Genomic DNA, 17,190 nt, shown 5'->3' on the forward strand with positions numbered 1-17,190 from the left:
AAAATATTCATAACGATTAAACCTTATTTCTGTAATGAAGTCTTAGTAGTATAATAATTTTAAAAATTAATAAAATGAAAAAGACAATAGGTTTATTAGCGCTAGTATTAATTACAGCAACTTCATTTGCACAAGAAAGAGGAGGAAGAGAAAATAGAAATGAGGATAGAAAAGAGAAAAGAGAAGATTTTAAAGATATGTATAAAGATTTAACCCCTGATCAAATTGCGGAGTTAAAAACTAAAAAAATGGCATTAGAATTAGATCTTTCAGATGCACAACAAAAGGATATCTTCAGTTTAAATAAAGATATGGCTACGAAGCATAAAGCTAAGATGGAGACTTTTAAAGATAAAAAAGAGAAAGGTGAGAAGCCAAGTTCAGAAGAGCTTTATGAGATGATGAAAAATAAATTGGATGAGCAATTAGCTGTTCAAACTAAAATGAAAAATATCTTAAATGAAGATCAATATAAAATGTGGAAAAGAAGTCAGCATAACAAACACGGTAAACGTGAACATAGAATGGCTGCTAGAAAATAATAAGTTGGTTGGTTAAGTTTATTGCTAAAATCCCCGAGAATTTCGATATGAATTCTCGGGGATTTTTTATTGTAATGATTTTGTGTTCACCACTATTTTTATAAGGACACTTTAATTTAGAGTGTTTTAACTACTTTGGCTGCAGCTTCAATAGTTTTATCTAAATCTTCATATGTAAGAGCGTCGTTTAAGAACCAACTTTCAAAAGCACTTGGAGGTAAATAAATTCCCTCTTTCAGCATTCCGTGGAAAAACTTTTTAAAGTAATCGTTATTTCCTTTTACAGAAGTTTTAAAATCATAAACTTCATCTGTAAAATGAACAGAAATCATAGATCCTAGCCTGTTTATAGTATAAGTAAGATCTGTTTCTTCAAGAGCTTTTTCAAGACCGATATGTAAATAAGCTGTCTTATCTGCTAGTTTTTTATAGATGTCTTCATGCTCAAATAGTGTTTGAAGCATTGTTAGTCCAGCAGCCATTGCAAGTGGATTTCCGCTTAAAGTTCCCGCTTGATAAACTGGTCCAATTGGCGCTAGATGATTCATAATTTCATTTCTAGCGGCAAAAGCTCCAACTGGGAGTCCACCACCAATTACTTTTCCAAAAGTAACAATGTCTGCTCTTACGCTTAGCAACTCTTGCGCTCCTCCTTGGGCAAGGCGGAAACCAGTCATTACTTCATCAAAAATTAATAATATTTTATTGTCGTCACATAGTTTTCTTAAGCCTTCTAAGAATCCTTTTTTAGGAACAATGCATCCCATGTTTCCAGCAACAGGTTCAATAATGATTGCTGAAATTTCATTTTTATTAGCATCGATAAGAGCTTTTACGCTCTCTAAGTCGTTGTAATTGGCAAGTAGAGTATCTTTTGCAGTTCCTTGGGTAACACCAGGGCTATTTGGACTTCCGAATGTTACAGCACCACTTCCTGCTTGTATCAGAAAAGAATCTGAATGCCCGTGATAACAACCTGCAAATTTGATGATTTTGTCTTTTCCAGTAAAACCTCTCGCAAGTCTAACAGCGCTCATGCAAGCTTCTGTACCACTGTTTACAAATCGAATTTTATCAACATTAGGAACCATAGAAACAGCTAGTTTAGCAATTTCAGTTTCTATTTGTGTTGGCATCCCAAAAGACGTTCCTAATTTTGTTTTTCTAATAACAGCATTTACAACTGGTTGAAAAGCATGACCTAAAATCATTGGTCCCCAAGATGCTATATAATCAATTAATTTATTTCCATCCGCATCATATAGATATGCTCCTTTCGCCTGCTTAACAAATATTGGATCTCCACCTACAGCATTAAAGGCTCTAACAGGAGAGTTTACTCCACCAGGAATATATTTTTTAGCTTCCGTAAAAAGTGCACTACTTCTTTTATATAACATGTTTTCTATTTTAATTTAGATATAATATTTGTCCTATTTTAATATTATTATCTCTTAATCCATTTTTTCGTTTTATAGCATCAACAGAAACATTATAACGTTTCGATATTGAATACAAGGTATCTCCTTTTTTTACTTTGTAGGTCATTTCTGCAACTTGCTTCATCTTTGCAGGATTTGTTCCTAAAACTACAGCATCATATTTATAAAGGCCATATTTATCTATCAAACTGATTAGTTTTTCAGGATACCTTCTGTCTGTTGCATAGCCAGCTTTACGGAGTCCTTTTGCCCAAGCACGATAATCGTCTTTATCTAAATCGAACAAAAACGCATATCTACTTCGGGTAGTAAGAAATTCAGAGTGATCTTGATATGAAAGCTCGGGGTACTTATATTTTCTAAAACATTCTCCTCTTGCATCATCATCATGATAAGCTCTTTCTCCTGTCCATCCACTGTGGCATTTTATGCCGAAATGGTTATTGGCTTTTCGTACCAATTCTCCTTTTCCGGCACCACTTTCTAAAATTCCTTGCGCTAAAATTATACTAGCCGGAATTCCATAGTTCCGCATTTGGCGCTCAGCAATCGGACTAAAAACATCGATATACTCATCTACAGTGGCCGTGTAAACCGTAGTTCGCGATGTTGATTGTAACGTTTCCGTATCTGTGGTATTGTAGCTTCCGTTGGTATTATTCTGGGTATTTGTTGTAGGTTGTTTTCTAGGGTCTTTTTTACTGGCTGCTGCTTTTTTTTTAGCTCCGCAACTCACTAAAAAGACAATAAAAAATGCAAAAATGAGGCGTTTTATAATCATTTTATTAGGGGTAAATTCTTTTGTTTTAAGCGTTCGTTCATTCCTGAAATACCTTGCAATCCTCCAGTATGAATGGCTAATATTTTTGTGTGCTCTTTAAAATAACCTTCTTTAATTAAGTTTAGTATTCCAAACATCATTTTTCCTGTGTAAACAGGATCGAGAGGAATGCCAGTCTCATCTTTAAATTCATTTATAAAATGAATCAACTCCTGATTAATTTTAGCATATCCGCCAAAATGATAATCAGTTTGTAGGTCCCAGTTATCTTGATTCGCAAATTTACGAATTTCTGTTTGTAAAAAGTTGCCTTTCAGCGCAGGAAACCCCAAAACTTGTTGACGAACTTGTGAACAATTAATTAGTCCAGATATAGTACCTCCAGTTCCTACAGCTGTACATATATAATCAAAGTTAAAATCTTCGCCTTCTAGAATTTCTTCACACCCTTTTACGGCCAAGTTATTTGTTCCTCCTTCGGGGACTAAAAAAAAGTCTCCAAACTCCTCTTTTAATTTATTTGTAAAAATGGGGTCTTCTTTTTCTCTATAATCAGAACGACTTACATATTTGAATATCATGCCGTGTTTTTCAGCAAAAGAAAGGGTAGCATTTTTCTCAGTTTTATCAGCGAGTTCTTCACCTCTAATAACACCAATCGTTTTTAATCCATTTTCAAATCCTGCATAGGCAGTAGCAGCAATATGATTAGAAAAAGCACCTCCAAAAGTTAAAAGCGTATGGTGCTTTAATTTTTCTGCTTCTGAAATATTATATTTTAATTTTCTGAATTTATTTCCTGAGATAAAAGGATGAATCAAGTCTTCTCGTTTGATGAATAATCGAACGGAAGCTTTTTTGGTGTCTTTTAAAACAATCTCTTGATTATGCAAAATAGAATGTTTATTTGTGGTGCTGCAAAGATAAAAATAACAATTACTTTAAGTAATGTAAAAAGCCCCAAATAGAGCGCTTGTTTAGATAGTTTAGATTTCGCTCGTTTTGATAGGCCTCTTTTTCAAAGCTTATGTTTCTATAAGCTTCATTGAAATTTCTAAACTTTATAATACCAATAATCCATTCAAAAGTATACCAGATATAGAAAGGGATAATCAGTAATTCTAATTGTTGCTTTAAATGAATCCGTTCGTGGTTAATCAATACTTCGTCTTGGCGTAGGTTGTTTTCCTTTAAAATAATTATCGGCCAGAGCGTAAGGCCAACATATCTTTTTGGAAAAATGTATTTAAAAATTAGAATCATAAATCAGCTTTTAGTAGAGCCGTAGTTTTCTGTTATCTTTGTAAAGATATAAGGATTTATAGTTATAAAAATTTATTAGCATAGTTTTTAAGCTGATTTATAAAAAAGAACTCCTTAGAAGCAGATATAAAAATGAAAAAAATATTCAAGCCTGAAGAAGGCGATTATTATTTGTCGCCTGAAGGCTATCGCGTTTTTACAGAACAATATCATTTAAAGCGAGGGTATTGTTGCGAAAATGGTTGCAGACATTGCCCATATGGATTTAATAAGAAAAGAAAATAGCGAATTGGCAAATGTCAATTTTTTAAAAAAAATAATTTGATGATTGATACACAGAATACTTTTGAAAATCAGATCTTAGAAGGGATTCCAGCGAGTCTTCCTACTAAAAAGGGATATGATGAGCATGTAAATCATGCTCCAAAGCGAAAAGATATTTTAACTGCTGAAGAGAAGAAATTAGCACTTAAGAATGCTTTACGATATTTTGATAAGAGTTTTCATGCAGAGTTGATTGAAGAATTCAAAGAGGAGTTGGATTTATATGGACGGATTTATATGTATCGTTTTCGTCCTGATTACGAAATGTATGCTAGGCCAATAAATCAATATCCTGCAAAGTCTAAGCATGCTGCCGCAATTATGTTGATGATTATGAATAATCTCGACCCAAAAGTAGCACAGCATCCACATGAATTGATTACTTACGGAGGGAATGGAGCTGTTTTTCAGAATTGGGCGCAATATCGCCTAACTATGAAATATCTCGCTGAAATGAATGATGAGCAAACCCTGGTTATGTACAGCGGACACCCAATGGGGCTATTTCCTTCAAACAGAAATGCACCTAGAGTTGTTGTTACGAATGGAATGATGATTCCTAATTATTCCAGTCAAGACGATTGGGAGAAATTCAATGCACTTGGTGTTACTCAATATGGACAGATGACAGCGGGAAGTTATATGTATATCGGTCCGCAGGGAATTGTTCATGGAACAACTATAACAGTGTTAAATGGTTTCCGTAAGATTAAAAAATCTCCAGAGGGAGGTGTTTTTGTAACTTCAGGATTAGGAGGTATGAGTGGAGCGCAGCCAAAAGCGGGGAATATAGCGGGTTGTATTACTGTTTGTGCTGAAGTAAATCCAAAAGCTATTGCAACAAGACATTCCCAAGGTTGGGTTGATGAGGTTGTTTCTGATTTGGGGGAGTTAACTGCAAGAGTAAAGAAGGCGCAAGCAGCTAAAGAGACTGTTTCTATAGCATATGAAGGAAATGTAGTAGAGGTTTGGGAGAAATTTGATGTCGAGAATATACATGTAGATTTAGGTTCCGATCAGACTTCGTTGCATAATCCGTGGGCAGGGGGATATTATCCTGTGGGATTAACTTTGGAAGAATCGCAAGCGCTAATGGCAAGCAATTCTGATGCTTTTAAAGAAAAAGTACAAGAAAGCTTACGTCGTCATGCAGCGGCAGTAAATAAACATACGGATAAAGGGACATACTTTTTTGATTATGGAAACGCATTTTTATTAGAAGCTTCTCGTGCAGGAGCAGATGTAATGGCTTCTAATGGAATTGATTTTAAGTATCCTAGTTATGTCCAAGATATTATGGGGCCTATGTGTTTTGATTATGGTTTTGGTCCTTTTAGATGGGTTTGTGCTAGTGGAGATCCTGAAGATTTAAAGAAAACAGACGCTATTGCTTGTCAAGTTTTAGAAGAGATTAAAGAAACAGCTCCAGAAGAAATTCAGAAACAATTAGAAGATAATATCCAATGGATTAAATCTGCACAAGAAAATAAACTTGTAGTAGGTTCTCAGGCTAGGATTTTATATGCCGATGCAGAGGGTAGGATTAAAATTGCAAAAGCTTTTAATAAGGCGATTGAAGAAAATAAAATTGGTTTTGTGATATTAGGAAGAGATCATCATGATGTTAGTGGAACAGATTCTCCATATCGAGAAACTTCTAATATTTATGATGGATCGAGTTTTACCGCAGACATGGCTATACATAATGTTATTGGAGATAGTTTTAGAGGAGCTAGCTGGGTAAGTATCCATAATGGAGGCGGTGTTGGCTGGGGTGAAGTTATTAATGGAGGTTTTGGTATGGTTCTTGATGGTAGTATGGAAGCAGATAAACGTTTGCAGTCCATGCTATTTTGGGATGTAAATAATGGTATTGCAAGAAGAAGTTGGGCAAGAAATGAAGAAGCAGTATTTGCCATAAAAAGAGCCATGCAAGTAGAGCCAGATTTAAAAGTGACTTTACCGAGTTTTGTAGACGAAGATTTGCTATAATAGTTAAATGATATTACTCCACTTAGTAGTCGGAGGAATTTATAATAAACGATAAACTTTAAAGCGAAATAAAATGAAAACAATTAAACTCTTCTCTGGAATGTTACTGGTTGCCTTACTAATGGGGGCTTGCTCTTCAGTGAGCGTAGCAACTGATTATGATAGGCATGTAGATTTTTCTAAATACAAAACTTTTGCATTTTATAAACCTGGAATCGATAAGGCAGGAATTTCTGACTTAGATAAAAAAAGAATTTTACGCTCTATTCAATATGAATTACAGAATAGGGGTTATGTATTATCTGCAAATCCAGATGTACTTGTAAGTATCTTTACCAAAGAAGTTGACCGTGTAAGCGTATACAACAATGTTGGTTGGGGATGGGGTTATTACGGATACCCTTATTGGGGAGGAGGATATAACTCTGTTTCTACGGAAACTGAAGGTTCTCTGTATATAGATATGATTGATGCAGAAAAGAAAGAACTTGTTTGGCAAGGTAAAGGAACTGGAAGCCTCGTAACAAGTGGAGATATGGCTAAAAAAGAAGAGCGTATCACTATGTTTGTAAAAGAGATTCTAGAGCAATTTCCTCCAATTACTACTCAAGTAGCTGCTGTAGATAACGGACAATAAAAACACACCATATAATATTTAAAAGCCACATAAATGTGGCTTTTTTTATGTTTAAAATTTATAGAATGAGCTTAATCGTTAAACTTTAAAATAATTTAAGATAACGGTTATCTCTAGGTTTTGTATTTTTAAATCATAAAATTTAAGCCTATGCAAACTGGTTATCAAAGCAATCCTTTATTAGATCGTTTACCAAAACATCTAAAGCAATTTATAAAGCCTCAAAACTATGATGATTATACTCCAATTAATCAAGCGGTGTGGCGATATGTAATGCGAAAAAATGTAGACTACTTGAGTAAGGTAGCACATAGATCGTATGTTGAGGGATTGCAGAAAACTGGAATTTCTATAGATCAGATTCCTAGTATGTATGGTATGAATCGTATCCTTCAAGACATTGGATGGGCAGCAGTTGCCGTAGATGGATTTATACCGCCAAATGCTTTTATGGAATTTCAGGCTTATAATGTGCTGGTAATCGCATCGGATATTCGTCAATTAGACAATATAGAATATACACCTGCGCCAGATATTATCCATGAAGGAGCTGGACATGCTCCCATTATTGCAAATCCAGAGTATGCAGAATATTTAAGACGTTTTGGAGAAATTGGTTGTAAAGCCATTTCTAGCGCTAAAGATTACGAAATGTATGAGGCTATTCGTCATTTATCAATAGTTAAAGAAGCCGATGGAGTTCCCATTGCCGAAATTGAGGAAGCTGAAAAACGTGTGGAAGAACTTCAGCAGGATATGGGAGAGCCAAGCGAAATGTCTTTGATTAGAAATTTACACTGGTGGACAGTAGAATATGGTTTAATAGGAACTTTTGATGCACCAAAAATCTATGGAGCTGGATTATTGTCTTCCATTGGAGAAAGCAAATGGTGTATGACAAATGAAGTAAAAAAGGTGCCTTATAATATTCAAGCTACATATCAAGATTTTGATATTACAAAGCCTCAGCCACAACTTTTTATTACTCCTGATTTTGCTTATTTAAGTTTGATTTTAGAAGAGTTTGCTAATAAAATGGCGCTTCGAAAAGGAGGTTTATCAGGATTCGAAAAGCTTATAAATTCTAATGCATTAGGAACTGTGGAACTGAGTACTGGAATTCAAATCTCTGGTGTTTTTTCTGAGGTGATTGAGTATGAAGGAAAACCAATTTACTTTCAAACAAGTAGTGAAACCGCGCTTTCTTATCGTGATAAAGAGCTGGTGGGGCATGGAATAAAACAACATCCTCAAGGTTTTGGAAGCCCTATTGGTAAACTAAAAGGGATCAATCTGGCTATAGAAGATATGAGTCCTCGCGACCTAAAGGCTTATAATATTTATGAAGGTCATAATGTGGTTTTAGAGTTTGAAGGTGGTGTTACCGTTTCTGGAACTATTATTACTGGAACTCGAAATCTAATGGGTAAAATTATACTCATCAGTTTTGATAATTGTACTGTTAAATATGAAGATGAGGTTTTATTTGAACCTTCATGGGGTGTTTATAATCTTGCGGTAGGAAAGGAAGCGATTTCTGCCTATAGTGGGCCAGCTGATATAAATAGTTTTGATTTAATAACTCATCGTCAGACGGAGGAAACTAAGAAGCAGGTTAAAAGTGAGGAGACTAAGAAGCTTGAGGCTTTATATCTTCAGGTTAGAGAATATAGAGACGGGAAAAATAAAACAATATCGAGACATAAAGTGTTCGAACAATTACAGGAGTTTTATCCTGAAGATTGGTTGCTTTCTGTAGAACTTTATGAGCTCGCTAAGACAAATGGGGATGATGATTTTGCTATGGAAATTCTTCAGCATTTAGAAAAAGTAAAAAGAGATCGTCCTAAAGTGGGGCATCTTATAGATGATGGTATTTCTTTAGTAGATGAAGCCTTAGTGAAGTAATATAATAATGGACGCTGTAAAAAAGATTTTATATTTTTACCCAAATTCAATTGTCATTTAGTTTGAAAAAATACTTATTTATTCTCGGATTTATCTTTCTATTAGCAAATGTTGCTTGTAAAGATGATGATACACATAAGACGAGGCTTACTACGGAAGCAGACTCTCTAAGACTTTCTCAAAAGCGTCAGCGTGTAATTTCTGATGAGCAACGTATAAAAGATATGTTGAGAGTAAAGAATAATAATCTTTCTACAGAAGATTCTATTTATTATAAAGCCAAAATAAAGAGACCAATAGATTCCGTTTTTTTGGTGATGAATCTTTATGGGAAGGCAAAAAAATCTGGTAAACTTGAAGAGTTTAAGCAAACAGCTGTTATAAAAGATAACAAGACAATAACTTCTAGAATTGATGGAAGCGTTTTTAGGATTGATAAAACAGCAGATAACAGTTACAAAATTTATACTCACAACGTAACTAATAATAGCTTTAGTGCTTATGATATTGATTTTAAATCTACACCAGTATCCATAAGAAAAGCTACACGAACAGCAAATTTCTATTTCGATTTATTGCCGAAGAAAACATTTAATTTCAATATCGATGATGCAGATAAGTTTTTTACCATCAGAAAGGATCGATTGATAAAAGGCGACTCTATCTTGGATACTTTAGCGAGCGGCGCAAATATATATCGTTCTAATGGTTTGCTAGATTTACAAGATGCTACCGCTCTTAATACGTTTTATTTTGTGGATAGTACGCGCATTCTTGAAAAATTGATAATAAGAAACCCTAAAAGGGTGCTTACTAATATCACTTTAAGTGGAGAAGAGAAGGTAGATGGGAAACATAAAAAATATAGTAGTGTTTTTGTAAACGATTCTGTTTTTAAAGCATATGAAATTTCAGAAGAACAAGATAAAAATTCTGAGCATGTGGTGGCTTATAAAGTAGATTCAGTAATAAAAAATTATAGCTATAATAAAGACTTTAACTTCTCATTAAAAACGATAGATTCTTTTGACCTTGAATATAGTTATCCTCAGTATTATGAGTCTTTAATAGACACTACTTTCTTTGTGTATAGCAAGCCTTTTGAAATAAACCAGATGCATGCAAAATGGCGTTATTCAGTTAGATATACAAGAAAGACAAATGCCAATCCTACTAAAGTGGAGGTGTCTGTTTCTAAAAGAGATATGATTAGAATAGAAGATACCACTTTTGTTTTTGAAGCTCCTCTTTCTCCGATTAAAAAGCCAATGAATATTGGGAGTTTATCTGAGCAAAATTACGATGTAGCAGATTTTGATATTAATTTTGATGGTTATACAGACCTTAGTTTTCCGGAAGGTTTTGATCTTAATAGAAATACAACCTATGCTGTTTATTTATATCAGCCGGAAACAAATACTTTTATTAAGACTCCTGCTTTTACAGGCCCTTCAATGGCGCCATATATATTAATAGATAAAGATAACAGATCTGCTATTTATACTTCTAGTACAGGAAATAATAATTACAGTGCACGAATTATAAGAATAGGAGACAAAGGTGAAATTTTGTACAAAGAAACTTATTGGAGTACAAATTCAAATGATAAAATTTCTATCCATTATCAAAAAACACAGAATAGTGCCGTCGTTGAAAAAAGTGATGATATTGCAAAAGGTAAAGTTTGGAATAAGGGCGACTTTAAGAACGAATTTTTAAGCTGGATTAGAGAGCAAATTATAAAATAAAATGCTTGCCATATTAATAGCTAATATGACAAGCATTAACACAAAACAGCTTATATTCACATTTATTATAGACCCTATAAATGGAGTTTCATAAAAGAAACTATTATTAATTTCTTCTGATTTTTATTTTAAGCTATTAGCAATAATATAAGACGCTAACGTCCAACCAAAGACCTTATCTTTTCCGTCGCTAATAGGAGTTCCAGTTTCAATATTATATGAAAACGCTATGATTTCACTCTTATGGAATGCTGTTTCAATCATTTTATTCCATTTTTCTGATTCTTTTTCTAATAGACTTCGATATGCAAAGTTTTTAAGCCCTAATAGATAAATAATTTGCTCAGGAGCTTTTACAATAAAGCTATTAAGATCATAATGCAATCCGTTTTTACTAAGATGCTCTTTTTCTAATTTCTTAACAATTACATCAGCACGATTCTCATCTACAGCTTTTGCCCATAAAGCATAAATATTATCTGCCCTTCCAGGATTCAAATATTCATTCTTATATTCATCATAATCACAATAAGATTGTTTTTCATCGTTCCATAGATAACGATCCATTTCTTCTTTTCTCTGTCTAGCTTTAGCTCTCCATTTTTCTGGCGTATGTTCAACATCTTCGACAGTAACCAATCCTTTTTCAGTATGAGCTTCAATAAAATGAGCTATATCCATTTCTGTTTTATATAACATCATATTTAGGCGTACTTCAATAACATGCGGTAATTGAAGTGAGAAACTTAACGATTGCTTGTCTGCAGAATCAATATTAGGGTAAGTGTTTAAGTGACTAGTTTCACATAAGCATTCAATAGTTTGCCACCTACGGTCATATTCTAAAATAGAACGTTGGATATGAATTTTCAGGAAGTTTCTGCGTTCTTCTTCACTTTCCATACGTTCTGCAATAGCTCTTACCATAGAAGTGTAAAGAGGCAAGGCAGGAATGTGTTGGTGGTAGCTTCTATTGGTTGCTTTTAGTGAATGTACATGTCCAATCATGTAAGAAATATTGCTCAATATTTGCTTGGCAAGTGTGAAGTTACCTTCTTCAACTAATGCTAGGATATGAAAATATGAAGCCGATACATCAAGCTCTGTGTAAGGGCCACCAAGAGAAATATATGGAGTTCCGCTAACACCTTTATCATTATTAATTAATACAGAACCTACAATACCTGGTTTGTTTTTAACCGAAGCTACAAATGAAGCTGTAGGATTGATAGGCATTTTTTCAACATGAAAGTTCAATTCTGTCTCTTGAGATTCTTTTTTATAGAAATCATAGGCAAAATTGTCATTTTCTTCTATATATATAGTATTGGTTTTGTCTTTTACTTTCGTGTCTTTAAATAGATTTAAATACCCATTTTTATCCGTAGTAACTGTTAATTCGTTCCAAAGGGATGCTATTATCTTTTTTGAAATTCCCGAGCTTTTTTCCATTTCTTATTATTGAATTAAATTCGATGTAAAATAGAAAATAAACTCTTTATAAAAAAGTTAGTTGAGTTAAATTAAAATGTGGGGTAGAATTTACCTGAATAAAATGGTGATAAAGAATACAACAAAATTATTGAATGAGTGAAAAAGGACGCTATACCAAAATCCATTTTTAATACGAATATATCCTAAAACTATTCCGTCTAAGAATTGAGGAAAAACAATAAGTGGGATGAAAAATAGATCGGAGTTCGATAATTCATAATTAAAAACATGAAGGAATGCAAATAGTACTACAGAGGCGTAATAAATCCATTTAAAGTGTAGCTTCCAATATTTTTCAATAGCTGTTTTACGGATAATAAAATAGAATATAACTCCAATAATAAGACTTATCCCAATGGAAATGTATATAGAATTGCTATCATCTAAAAAAGAAATTTTAGAGCGTAATGCTCTTAAAATATAATAGGAAAAAAAGCTTATGGAGGTTGATAAAAATAGTGGATTGTATCTTAATGATAATCTAAAAATAAGTTCTTCAACCAAAGGCCCAAATAGAACGATAAGAAAAAATATTTCTGTTTTAGAATGCGTTGCTATTAATTCCTGAATGGAATCATTTTTTATAGTGAGAACAAGACTTAAAAAGAATAAAACTGTAAAAGCCAAAATCATTTTAATAGCATACAATGCTGCTAATTCTTTTATTATTACAAAGAAGCTCTTTCCGTGTTCTTTTTTAAGATTAGGATCTTTAATAAAATTCCAAAGATTAAGAAATAAATTTTCTGAAGCGATTGAATCTGAGACTTCCGTATTGTTTTCCATTTAGAAATCTTCTATTTAATTCTTTATCGTCTGTAATTCTTCGGTAGTATTTATCACCTCTTTATTATAAACTAACTTCCAACCCAATGTATTTGTTAGCACATAAAACCTCGATAATTCGCTCATCAATCGGTTTTCTGCATTGCTTTTTAGATTAGAATTATCAACTCTTTTTCCGATAGCTATATTCACCTGATTTTTAATTTTATTAAAATCGTTCGCATTAAACGGATTTAAATAATCTCCAGAAATGTCGTAGTATTTTAAATCTGGATTAATTTTAATTTCAGGCTCAGGAATGTCAGTAATAAAAAGGGTTTTATTTTCTTGATCTACATTGAAATTTATCTTGCTAAGATCGTAGGCAACAGTTACATCTGCGTTTACTACAACCAATGCTTTTTTTTCAGTAGTTAATAAATTAGCAAATATTTTTTCTGACTGTTTGTAATTAAAAACTTGAGAGAAATGTCCTTCCGTAACAACCAACTTGCTTACATTTTTTATCTCTTGCTGAATTAAAGCAGTGTTCTCTTTTAGGTATTTAGAACGTTCATCATACCTTTTGTAAAGTTGATACGTCCATAAAATGAGTAAGGTGATGATAATTCCGAAAAGAACCTTTCGCATGTTAGAATTTTATATGTGGATGTTTTTCTGAAAGATACATAATTTTCTGTTGAAGCTTTTCCTGAAACTTTTTAAATTCTTCACTTTCAGGATTAAAAGGACGATGCGATAATCCACTTTGAATTTTTTCAACTTCTTTCATAGTGCTTTCAGAAGCATTAGAAATCCAAGTCTGCTGAAACTTATCCCAAATATAGTTAATCGCTGTATTATTGGGGTGAATCATGTCTTCCGCATAAAAGCGATAATCGCGTAGTTCGTCCATCATAATCTCGTAAGACGGAAAGTAGGCAATAGAATTCTCTCGAGCTATTGTTTGATGAATTGCAGTTATTAAGTGCGATTTGCTTCGCTGATTCTCTATAAAACCATCTTTTAAATGCCGAACAGGGGAGACTGTAAATACAACTGTTGCTTTGGAGTTTATTTCTTTTAAAAGACTAATAATTCTTTCAAGGCTATCTTCAATTTCAGCTACTCCAAGAAGTTCTTTAGTAAAGTTTTTTTGAGGAACTTTATGGCAATTGGCAACTAATTTTTTTGATTTTTCATAGCGATATCCCCAAGCAGTTCCAAGCGTGAAAATGATATGCGATGCTTGCTTAAGAAATGTATGAGTATTCTTTAAAAGGGAGTTGAGGTCGTTTAATATATTCTCTTTGGAAGGATTGCTTAATATAGAATGCACTTCAAAGCAATGCCAGCGCTCATTAAAGAAAAATATGTCTTCTTTTGTAAATTCGTTACTGCTAACAATTCTAGTAATTAAATTTTCTATCGCTTTCGGATGAAAAATTATTCCAAACGGATTTATAAGCGAATCGAATTTATAATAATCGAGTTTACTTCCTATGTTTTCCACAAAACAAGACCCCATTAAAAACACTTTAGCCTTATAATCTATAGCGTCTTTCTGTGGCTTTAATGGGATCTGAGTTTGTAGTTTCATGTAATTATTTCTTTTCAATAAGTCCAGCTCTCCTTAAAAGAGCATCTGGTTGTGGCTCTTTTCCTCTAAAGCGTTTGTATAATTCCATAGGATTGTCTGTTCCTCCTTGTGAAAGTACATTGTCTTTAAACTTACGCGCTACTTCTTTGCTAAAAATTCCTTTTTCCTTAAAGAATTCAAAAGCATCGGCATCTAAAACTTCCGCCCATTTATAGCTGTAATATCCTGCAGAATATCCTCCTTGGAAAATATGAGAAAATGCGGTGCTCATACATGTTTCTGGAGTCTCTGGATACAGGCTTGTAATTTCAAAAACTTTATTTTCATGAGTTTTTATATCCTCAATATCGCTAGGATCAATACCGTGCCAGCTCATATCTAGCATTCCGAAACTTAATTGGCGTAGGGTTTGCATCCCCTCCATAAAAGTGGCAGATTCTTTTATTTTTTCTACATATTCCATCGGAATCACTTCATTAGTTTCGTAGTGTCTAGCAAAAATCTCTAGCGCTTCTTTTTCATAACACCAGTTTTCTAATACCTGACTAGGTAATTCTACAAAATCCCAATAAACACTCGTTCCGCTCAAGCTTGGGTATGTTGTATTAGCTAGCATGCCATGTAATGCATGTCCAAATTCATGGAATAACGTGGTCACCTCGTTAAAAGTTAATAAAGATGGTTTTGATCCAGTTGGTTTGGTGAAGTTACATACAATAGAAATATGTGGTCTAGAATTGTCTCCATTTCTCTGCCATTGCGATTTGTAAACAGTCATCCAAGCGCCATTTCTTTTTCCTGGGCGAGGGTGGAAATCGGCATAAAAAATAGCAGTTAATTCACCATTTTCATCCAATACTTTATACGTTTTTACATCTTTATGGTATTTATCGATCTCTTGAGTTTGTTCGAATTGTAAACCATATAATCTTTCTGCAATAGTAAAAACACCACCGATAACATTTTCCAATTTAAAGTATGGTTTTAGCTTTTCATCATCTAAGTTAAAAAGCTTTTGCTTTAATTTTTCAGTATAAAAAGCACTATCCCATTTTTGAAGTTTATCAAGGTTATCTTCTTCTTTAGCAAAACTTTCTAGTTGCTTAAATTCTCTTTCAGCAGCAGGCTTTGCTTTCTCTAAAAGTTCTTCTAAAAAGGAATTTACTTTTTCTGGTGTTTTTGCCATGCGCTCTTCCAAAATAAAATGAGCATGAGTTTTATAGTCTAATAATTCTGCTCTCTGTTGGCGCAAACGAACAATTTGTTTTACATGCTCACGATTGTCGTGTTCATTTCCTTGAAAAGCTCTACTTCCAAAGGCAAGTGACATTTTTTTACGCAACTCACGATTTTCTGCATAAGTCATTAAAGGAATGTAGCTAGGATAATTTAATGTAAAAACCCATCCTTCTTTTTCACGAGATTTTGCTTCATCGGCAGCAGCTTCTAAAGCACTTTCTGGAAGCCCTTTTAACTCTTCTTTGTCCGTTATATGAAGTTCAAACGCATTAGTCTCTGCAAGAACATTCTCTCCAAATTTTAAGCTCAGTTGCGATAATTTCTTGTCGATATCTCTTAAAATTGCTTTTTTATCTTCAGGGAGATTTGCTCCATTTCTAGAAAAACTTTTGTAGTTTTTCTCTAAAAGCATTTTCTGTTCTTTATTTAGCGAAAGGTTTTCTCTATTATCCCAAACTGATTTTACTCTTTTAAAAAGAGCTTCGTTTAAACGGATGTCATTTCCGAATTCTGATAATAGCGGAGATATTTCTTGTGCTAATTTCTGAATCTCATCATTAGTTTCTGCGCTATTCAGATTAAAAAAGATTGATGTAATTCTGTCCAATTGAGCTCCCGAAAATTCCAAAGCTTCAATTGTATTTTGAAAATCAGGAGCATTTTTATCTGCTGTTATAGCATCAATTTCTTCTTTTGTTTTTTTTATCTCCTCTTTAATTGCAGGAAGGAAATCTTCATTTTTAATAGAAGAAAAGGGTGCTGTTTGATAAGGGGTATTAAATGTATGTGTAAGCAAATTTGCCATGTTTTATTTTTTATAATGTAATTGAATTACAAAGTAAGAAACTTTCTCTAGAATAGAGAAAGCGCTTAAAGAATGATTAACATTTTTAAGCGCTTTTTATAATGTAATGTTTTTATTAGTGCTTTATTGTTTTACACTTTCTGCACCTTTAATAACTTTCTCTTTTAAAGATTCTTTATAAGCGACAATCTTATCTTGAATAGATAAATCTGCGGATCCTATAATCTGAGCAGCTAAAATACCTGCATTTTTTGCGCCATTTAATGCAACTGTAGCTACAGGAACACCGCCAGGCATTTGCAAGATAGAAAGTACAGAATCCCATCCGTCGATAGAATTACTACTTTTTACAGGAACTCCAATTACAGGAAGAGGCGATAGAGAAGCCACCATTCCTGGAAGATGTGCAGCACCACCAGCACCTGCAATAATTGCAGAAATACCATTTTTATGTGCATTTTTTCCAAATTCGTACATTTTTTCTGGCGTACGGTGCGCAGAAACAATATCTACAGTTACTTCAACTCCTAATTCTTTTAAAACGTCTATTGCGTCTTGCATTACTGGGAGGTCGCTTGTGCTTCCCATGATAACTGCTACTTTTGCCATGCTTTTGTTATATGAAATTATTAAAAATACTCTTGATTTCT

General features: G+C 33.4%; 16 protein-coding genes. 6 read left to right on the top strand and 10 right to left on the bottom strand.

All coding sequences use genetic code 11. From position 1 onward, the window contains the following. Positions 1–74: 74 nt before the first annotated feature. Positions 75–542 carry a hypothetical protein gene (locus tag JM658_RS04130; RefSeq protein WP_236957962.1) on the top strand — a complete coding sequence of 156 codons (468 nt, stop codon included), beginning with the start codon at positions 75–77 and terminating at the stop codon, positions 540–542. 116 nt (positions 543–658) lie between these two features. Here JM658_RS04130 and hemL read toward each other — a convergent pair whose 3' ends face one another. Genes hemL through JM658_RS04150 form a run of 4 tightly spaced genes read right to left on the bottom strand, consistent with a single transcriptional unit; the run spans position 659 to position 4,028 of the window. Further along, entirely contained in the window at positions 659–1,942 is a 1,284-nt protein-coding gene (hemL, locus tag JM658_RS04135) for a glutamate-1-semialdehyde 2,1-aminomutase (RefSeq protein WP_236957963.1), read from the bottom strand. A gap of 10 nt (positions 1,943–1,952) precedes the next feature. Beyond that, complete coding sequence (locus tag JM658_RS04140; protein WP_236957964.1) at positions 1,953–2,765, bottom strand: glucosaminidase domain-containing protein; 813 nt, start codon at positions 2,763–2,765, stop codon at positions 1,953–1,955. Continuing rightward, positions 2,762–3,658 (bottom strand): 1-aminocyclopropane-1-carboxylate deaminase/D-cysteine desulfhydrase, encoded by an 897-nt coding sequence (locus JM658_RS04145; protein ID WP_236957965.1) that lies wholly within the window; start codon positions 3,656–3,658, stop codon positions 2,762–2,764. The genes JM658_RS04140 and JM658_RS04145 overlap by 4 nt, the downstream gene beginning before the upstream one ends. Positions 3,659–3,701: 43 nt before the next feature. Then, positions 3,702–4,028 (bottom strand): hypothetical protein, encoded by a 327-nt coding sequence (locus tag JM658_RS04150; RefSeq protein ID WP_236957966.1) that lies wholly within the window; start codon positions 4,026–4,028, stop codon positions 3,702–3,704. A gap of 132 nt (positions 4,029–4,160) precedes the next feature. Between JM658_RS04150 and JM658_RS04155 the strand changes: the two genes are divergently transcribed. The 5 genes from JM658_RS04155 to JM658_RS04175 all read left to right on the top strand — a co-directional run bounded on the left by JM658_RS04155 (position 4,161) and on the right by JM658_RS04175 (position 10,637). Continuing rightward, positions 4,161–4,313, top strand: coding sequence for a DUF5522 domain-containing protein (locus tag JM658_RS04155; RefSeq protein ID WP_236957967.1), 153 nt, complete (start codon positions 4,161–4,163; stop codon positions 4,311–4,313). Between the two features lie 39 nt (positions 4,314–4,352). Next, positions 4,353–6,344, top strand: coding sequence for a urocanate hydratase (locus JM658_RS04160; protein WP_236957968.1), 1,992 nt, complete (start codon positions 4,353–4,355; stop codon positions 6,342–6,344). Between the two features lie 73 nt (positions 6,345–6,417). Beyond that, positions 6,418–6,981 (top strand): DUF4136 domain-containing protein, encoded by a 564-nt coding sequence (locus JM658_RS04165; protein WP_236957969.1) that lies wholly within the window; start codon positions 6,418–6,420, stop codon positions 6,979–6,981. Positions 6,982–7,131: 150 nt separating this feature from the next. Then, entirely contained in the window at positions 7,132–8,889 is a 1,758-nt protein-coding gene (locus JM658_RS04170) for an aromatic amino acid hydroxylase (protein ID WP_236957970.1), read from the top strand. A gap of 62 nt (positions 8,890–8,951) precedes the next feature. Further along, positions 8,952–10,637 carry an XAC2610-related protein gene (locus JM658_RS04175; protein WP_236957971.1) on the top strand — a complete coding sequence of 562 codons (1,686 nt, stop codon included), beginning with the start codon at positions 8,952–8,954 and terminating at the stop codon, positions 10,635–10,637. A gap of 123 nt (positions 10,638–10,760) precedes the next feature. Here JM658_RS04175 and JM658_RS04180 read toward each other — a convergent pair whose 3' ends face one another. From JM658_RS04180 to purE, 6 genes are all read right to left on the bottom strand, one after another. Beyond that, positions 10,761–12,089, bottom strand: coding sequence for an alpha,alpha-trehalase (locus tag JM658_RS04180; RefSeq protein WP_236957972.1), 1,329 nt, complete (start codon positions 12,087–12,089; stop codon positions 10,761–10,763). 90 nt (positions 12,090–12,179) lie between these two features. Beyond that, positions 12,180–12,917, bottom strand: coding sequence for a CPBP family glutamic-type intramembrane protease (locus JM658_RS04185; RefSeq protein WP_236957973.1), 738 nt, complete (start codon positions 12,915–12,917; stop codon positions 12,180–12,182). 15 nt (positions 12,918–12,932) lie between these two features. After that, positions 12,933–13,547 carry a DUF4230 domain-containing protein gene (locus tag JM658_RS04190; protein ID WP_236957974.1) on the bottom strand — a complete coding sequence of 205 codons (615 nt, stop codon included), beginning with the start codon at positions 13,545–13,547 and terminating at the stop codon, positions 12,933–12,935. A 1-nt stretch (position 13,548) separates the two neighbouring features. Further along, the gene (locus tag JM658_RS04195) at positions 13,549–14,496 is read right to left on the bottom strand and encodes a GSCFA domain-containing protein (RefSeq protein WP_236957975.1); all 948 of its coding nucleotides are present in this window, start codon (positions 14,494–14,496) and stop codon (positions 13,549–13,551) included. A 4-nt stretch (positions 14,497–14,500) separates the two neighbouring features. Beyond that, positions 14,501–16,540 carry a M3 family metallopeptidase gene (locus JM658_RS04200; RefSeq protein WP_236957976.1) on the bottom strand — a complete coding sequence of 680 codons (2,040 nt, stop codon included), beginning with the start codon at positions 16,538–16,540 and terminating at the stop codon, positions 14,501–14,503. A gap of 123 nt (positions 16,541–16,663) precedes the next feature. Next, entirely contained in the window at positions 16,664–17,149 is a 486-nt protein-coding gene (purE, locus tag JM658_RS04205; RefSeq protein WP_236957977.1) for a 5-(carboxyamino)imidazole ribonucleotide mutase, read from the bottom strand. Positions 17,150–17,190 lie beyond the last annotated feature (41 nt).

Origin of the sequence: Joostella atrarenae (assembly GCF_021764745.1) — a bacterium.
Classification (GTDB): Bacteria; Bacteroidota; Bacteroidia; order Flavobacteriales; family Flavobacteriaceae; genus Galbibacter; species Galbibacter atrarenae.

Coding starts and splice junctions, on each gene's coding strand:
- JM658_RS04195 (WP_236957975.1), bottom strand. CDS start 14,496: ATGAAACTACAAACTCAGATCCCATTAAAGCCACAGAAAGACGCTATA.
- JM658_RS04160 (WP_236957968.1), top strand. CDS start 4,353: ATGATTGATACACAGAATACTTTTGAAAATCAGATCTTAGAAGGGATT.
- JM658_RS04190 (WP_236957974.1), bottom strand. CDS start 13,547: ATGCGAAAGGTTCTTTTCGGAATTATCATCACCTTACTCATTTTATGG.
- hemL (WP_236957963.1), bottom strand. CDS start 1,942: ATGTTATATAAAAGAAGTAGTGCACTTTTTACGGAAGCTAAAAAATAT.
- JM658_RS04165 (WP_236957969.1), top strand. CDS start 6,418: ATGAAAACAATTAAACTCTTCTCTGGAATGTTACTGGTTGCCTTACTA.
- JM658_RS04140 (WP_236957964.1), bottom strand. CDS start 2,765: ATGATTATAAAACGCCTCATTTTTGCATTTTTTATTGTCTTTTTAGTG.
- JM658_RS04150 (WP_236957966.1), bottom strand. CDS start 4,028: ATGATTCTAATTTTTAAATACATTTTTCCAAAAAGATATGTTGGCCTT.
- JM658_RS04155 (WP_236957967.1), top strand. CDS start 4,161: ATGAAAAAAATATTCAAGCCTGAAGAAGGCGATTATTATTTGTCGCCT.
- JM658_RS04185 (WP_236957973.1), bottom strand. CDS start 12,917: ATGGAAAACAATACGGAAGTCTCAGATTCAATCGCTTCAGAAAATTTA.
- JM658_RS04200 (WP_236957976.1), bottom strand. CDS start 16,540: ATGGCAAATTTGCTTACACATACATTTAATACCCCTTATCAAACAGCA.
- JM658_RS04170 (WP_236957970.1), top strand. CDS start 7,132: ATGCAAACTGGTTATCAAAGCAATCCTTTATTAGATCGTTTACCAAAA.
- JM658_RS04130 (WP_236957962.1), top strand. CDS start 75: ATGAAAAAGACAATAGGTTTATTAGCGCTAGTATTAATTACAGCAACT.
- purE (WP_236957977.1), bottom strand. CDS start 17,149: ATGGCAAAAGTAGCAGTTATCATGGGAAGCACAAGCGACCTCCCAGTA.
- JM658_RS04180 (WP_236957972.1), bottom strand. CDS start 12,089: ATGGAAAAAAGCTCGGGAATTTCAAAAAAGATAATAGCATCCCTTTGG.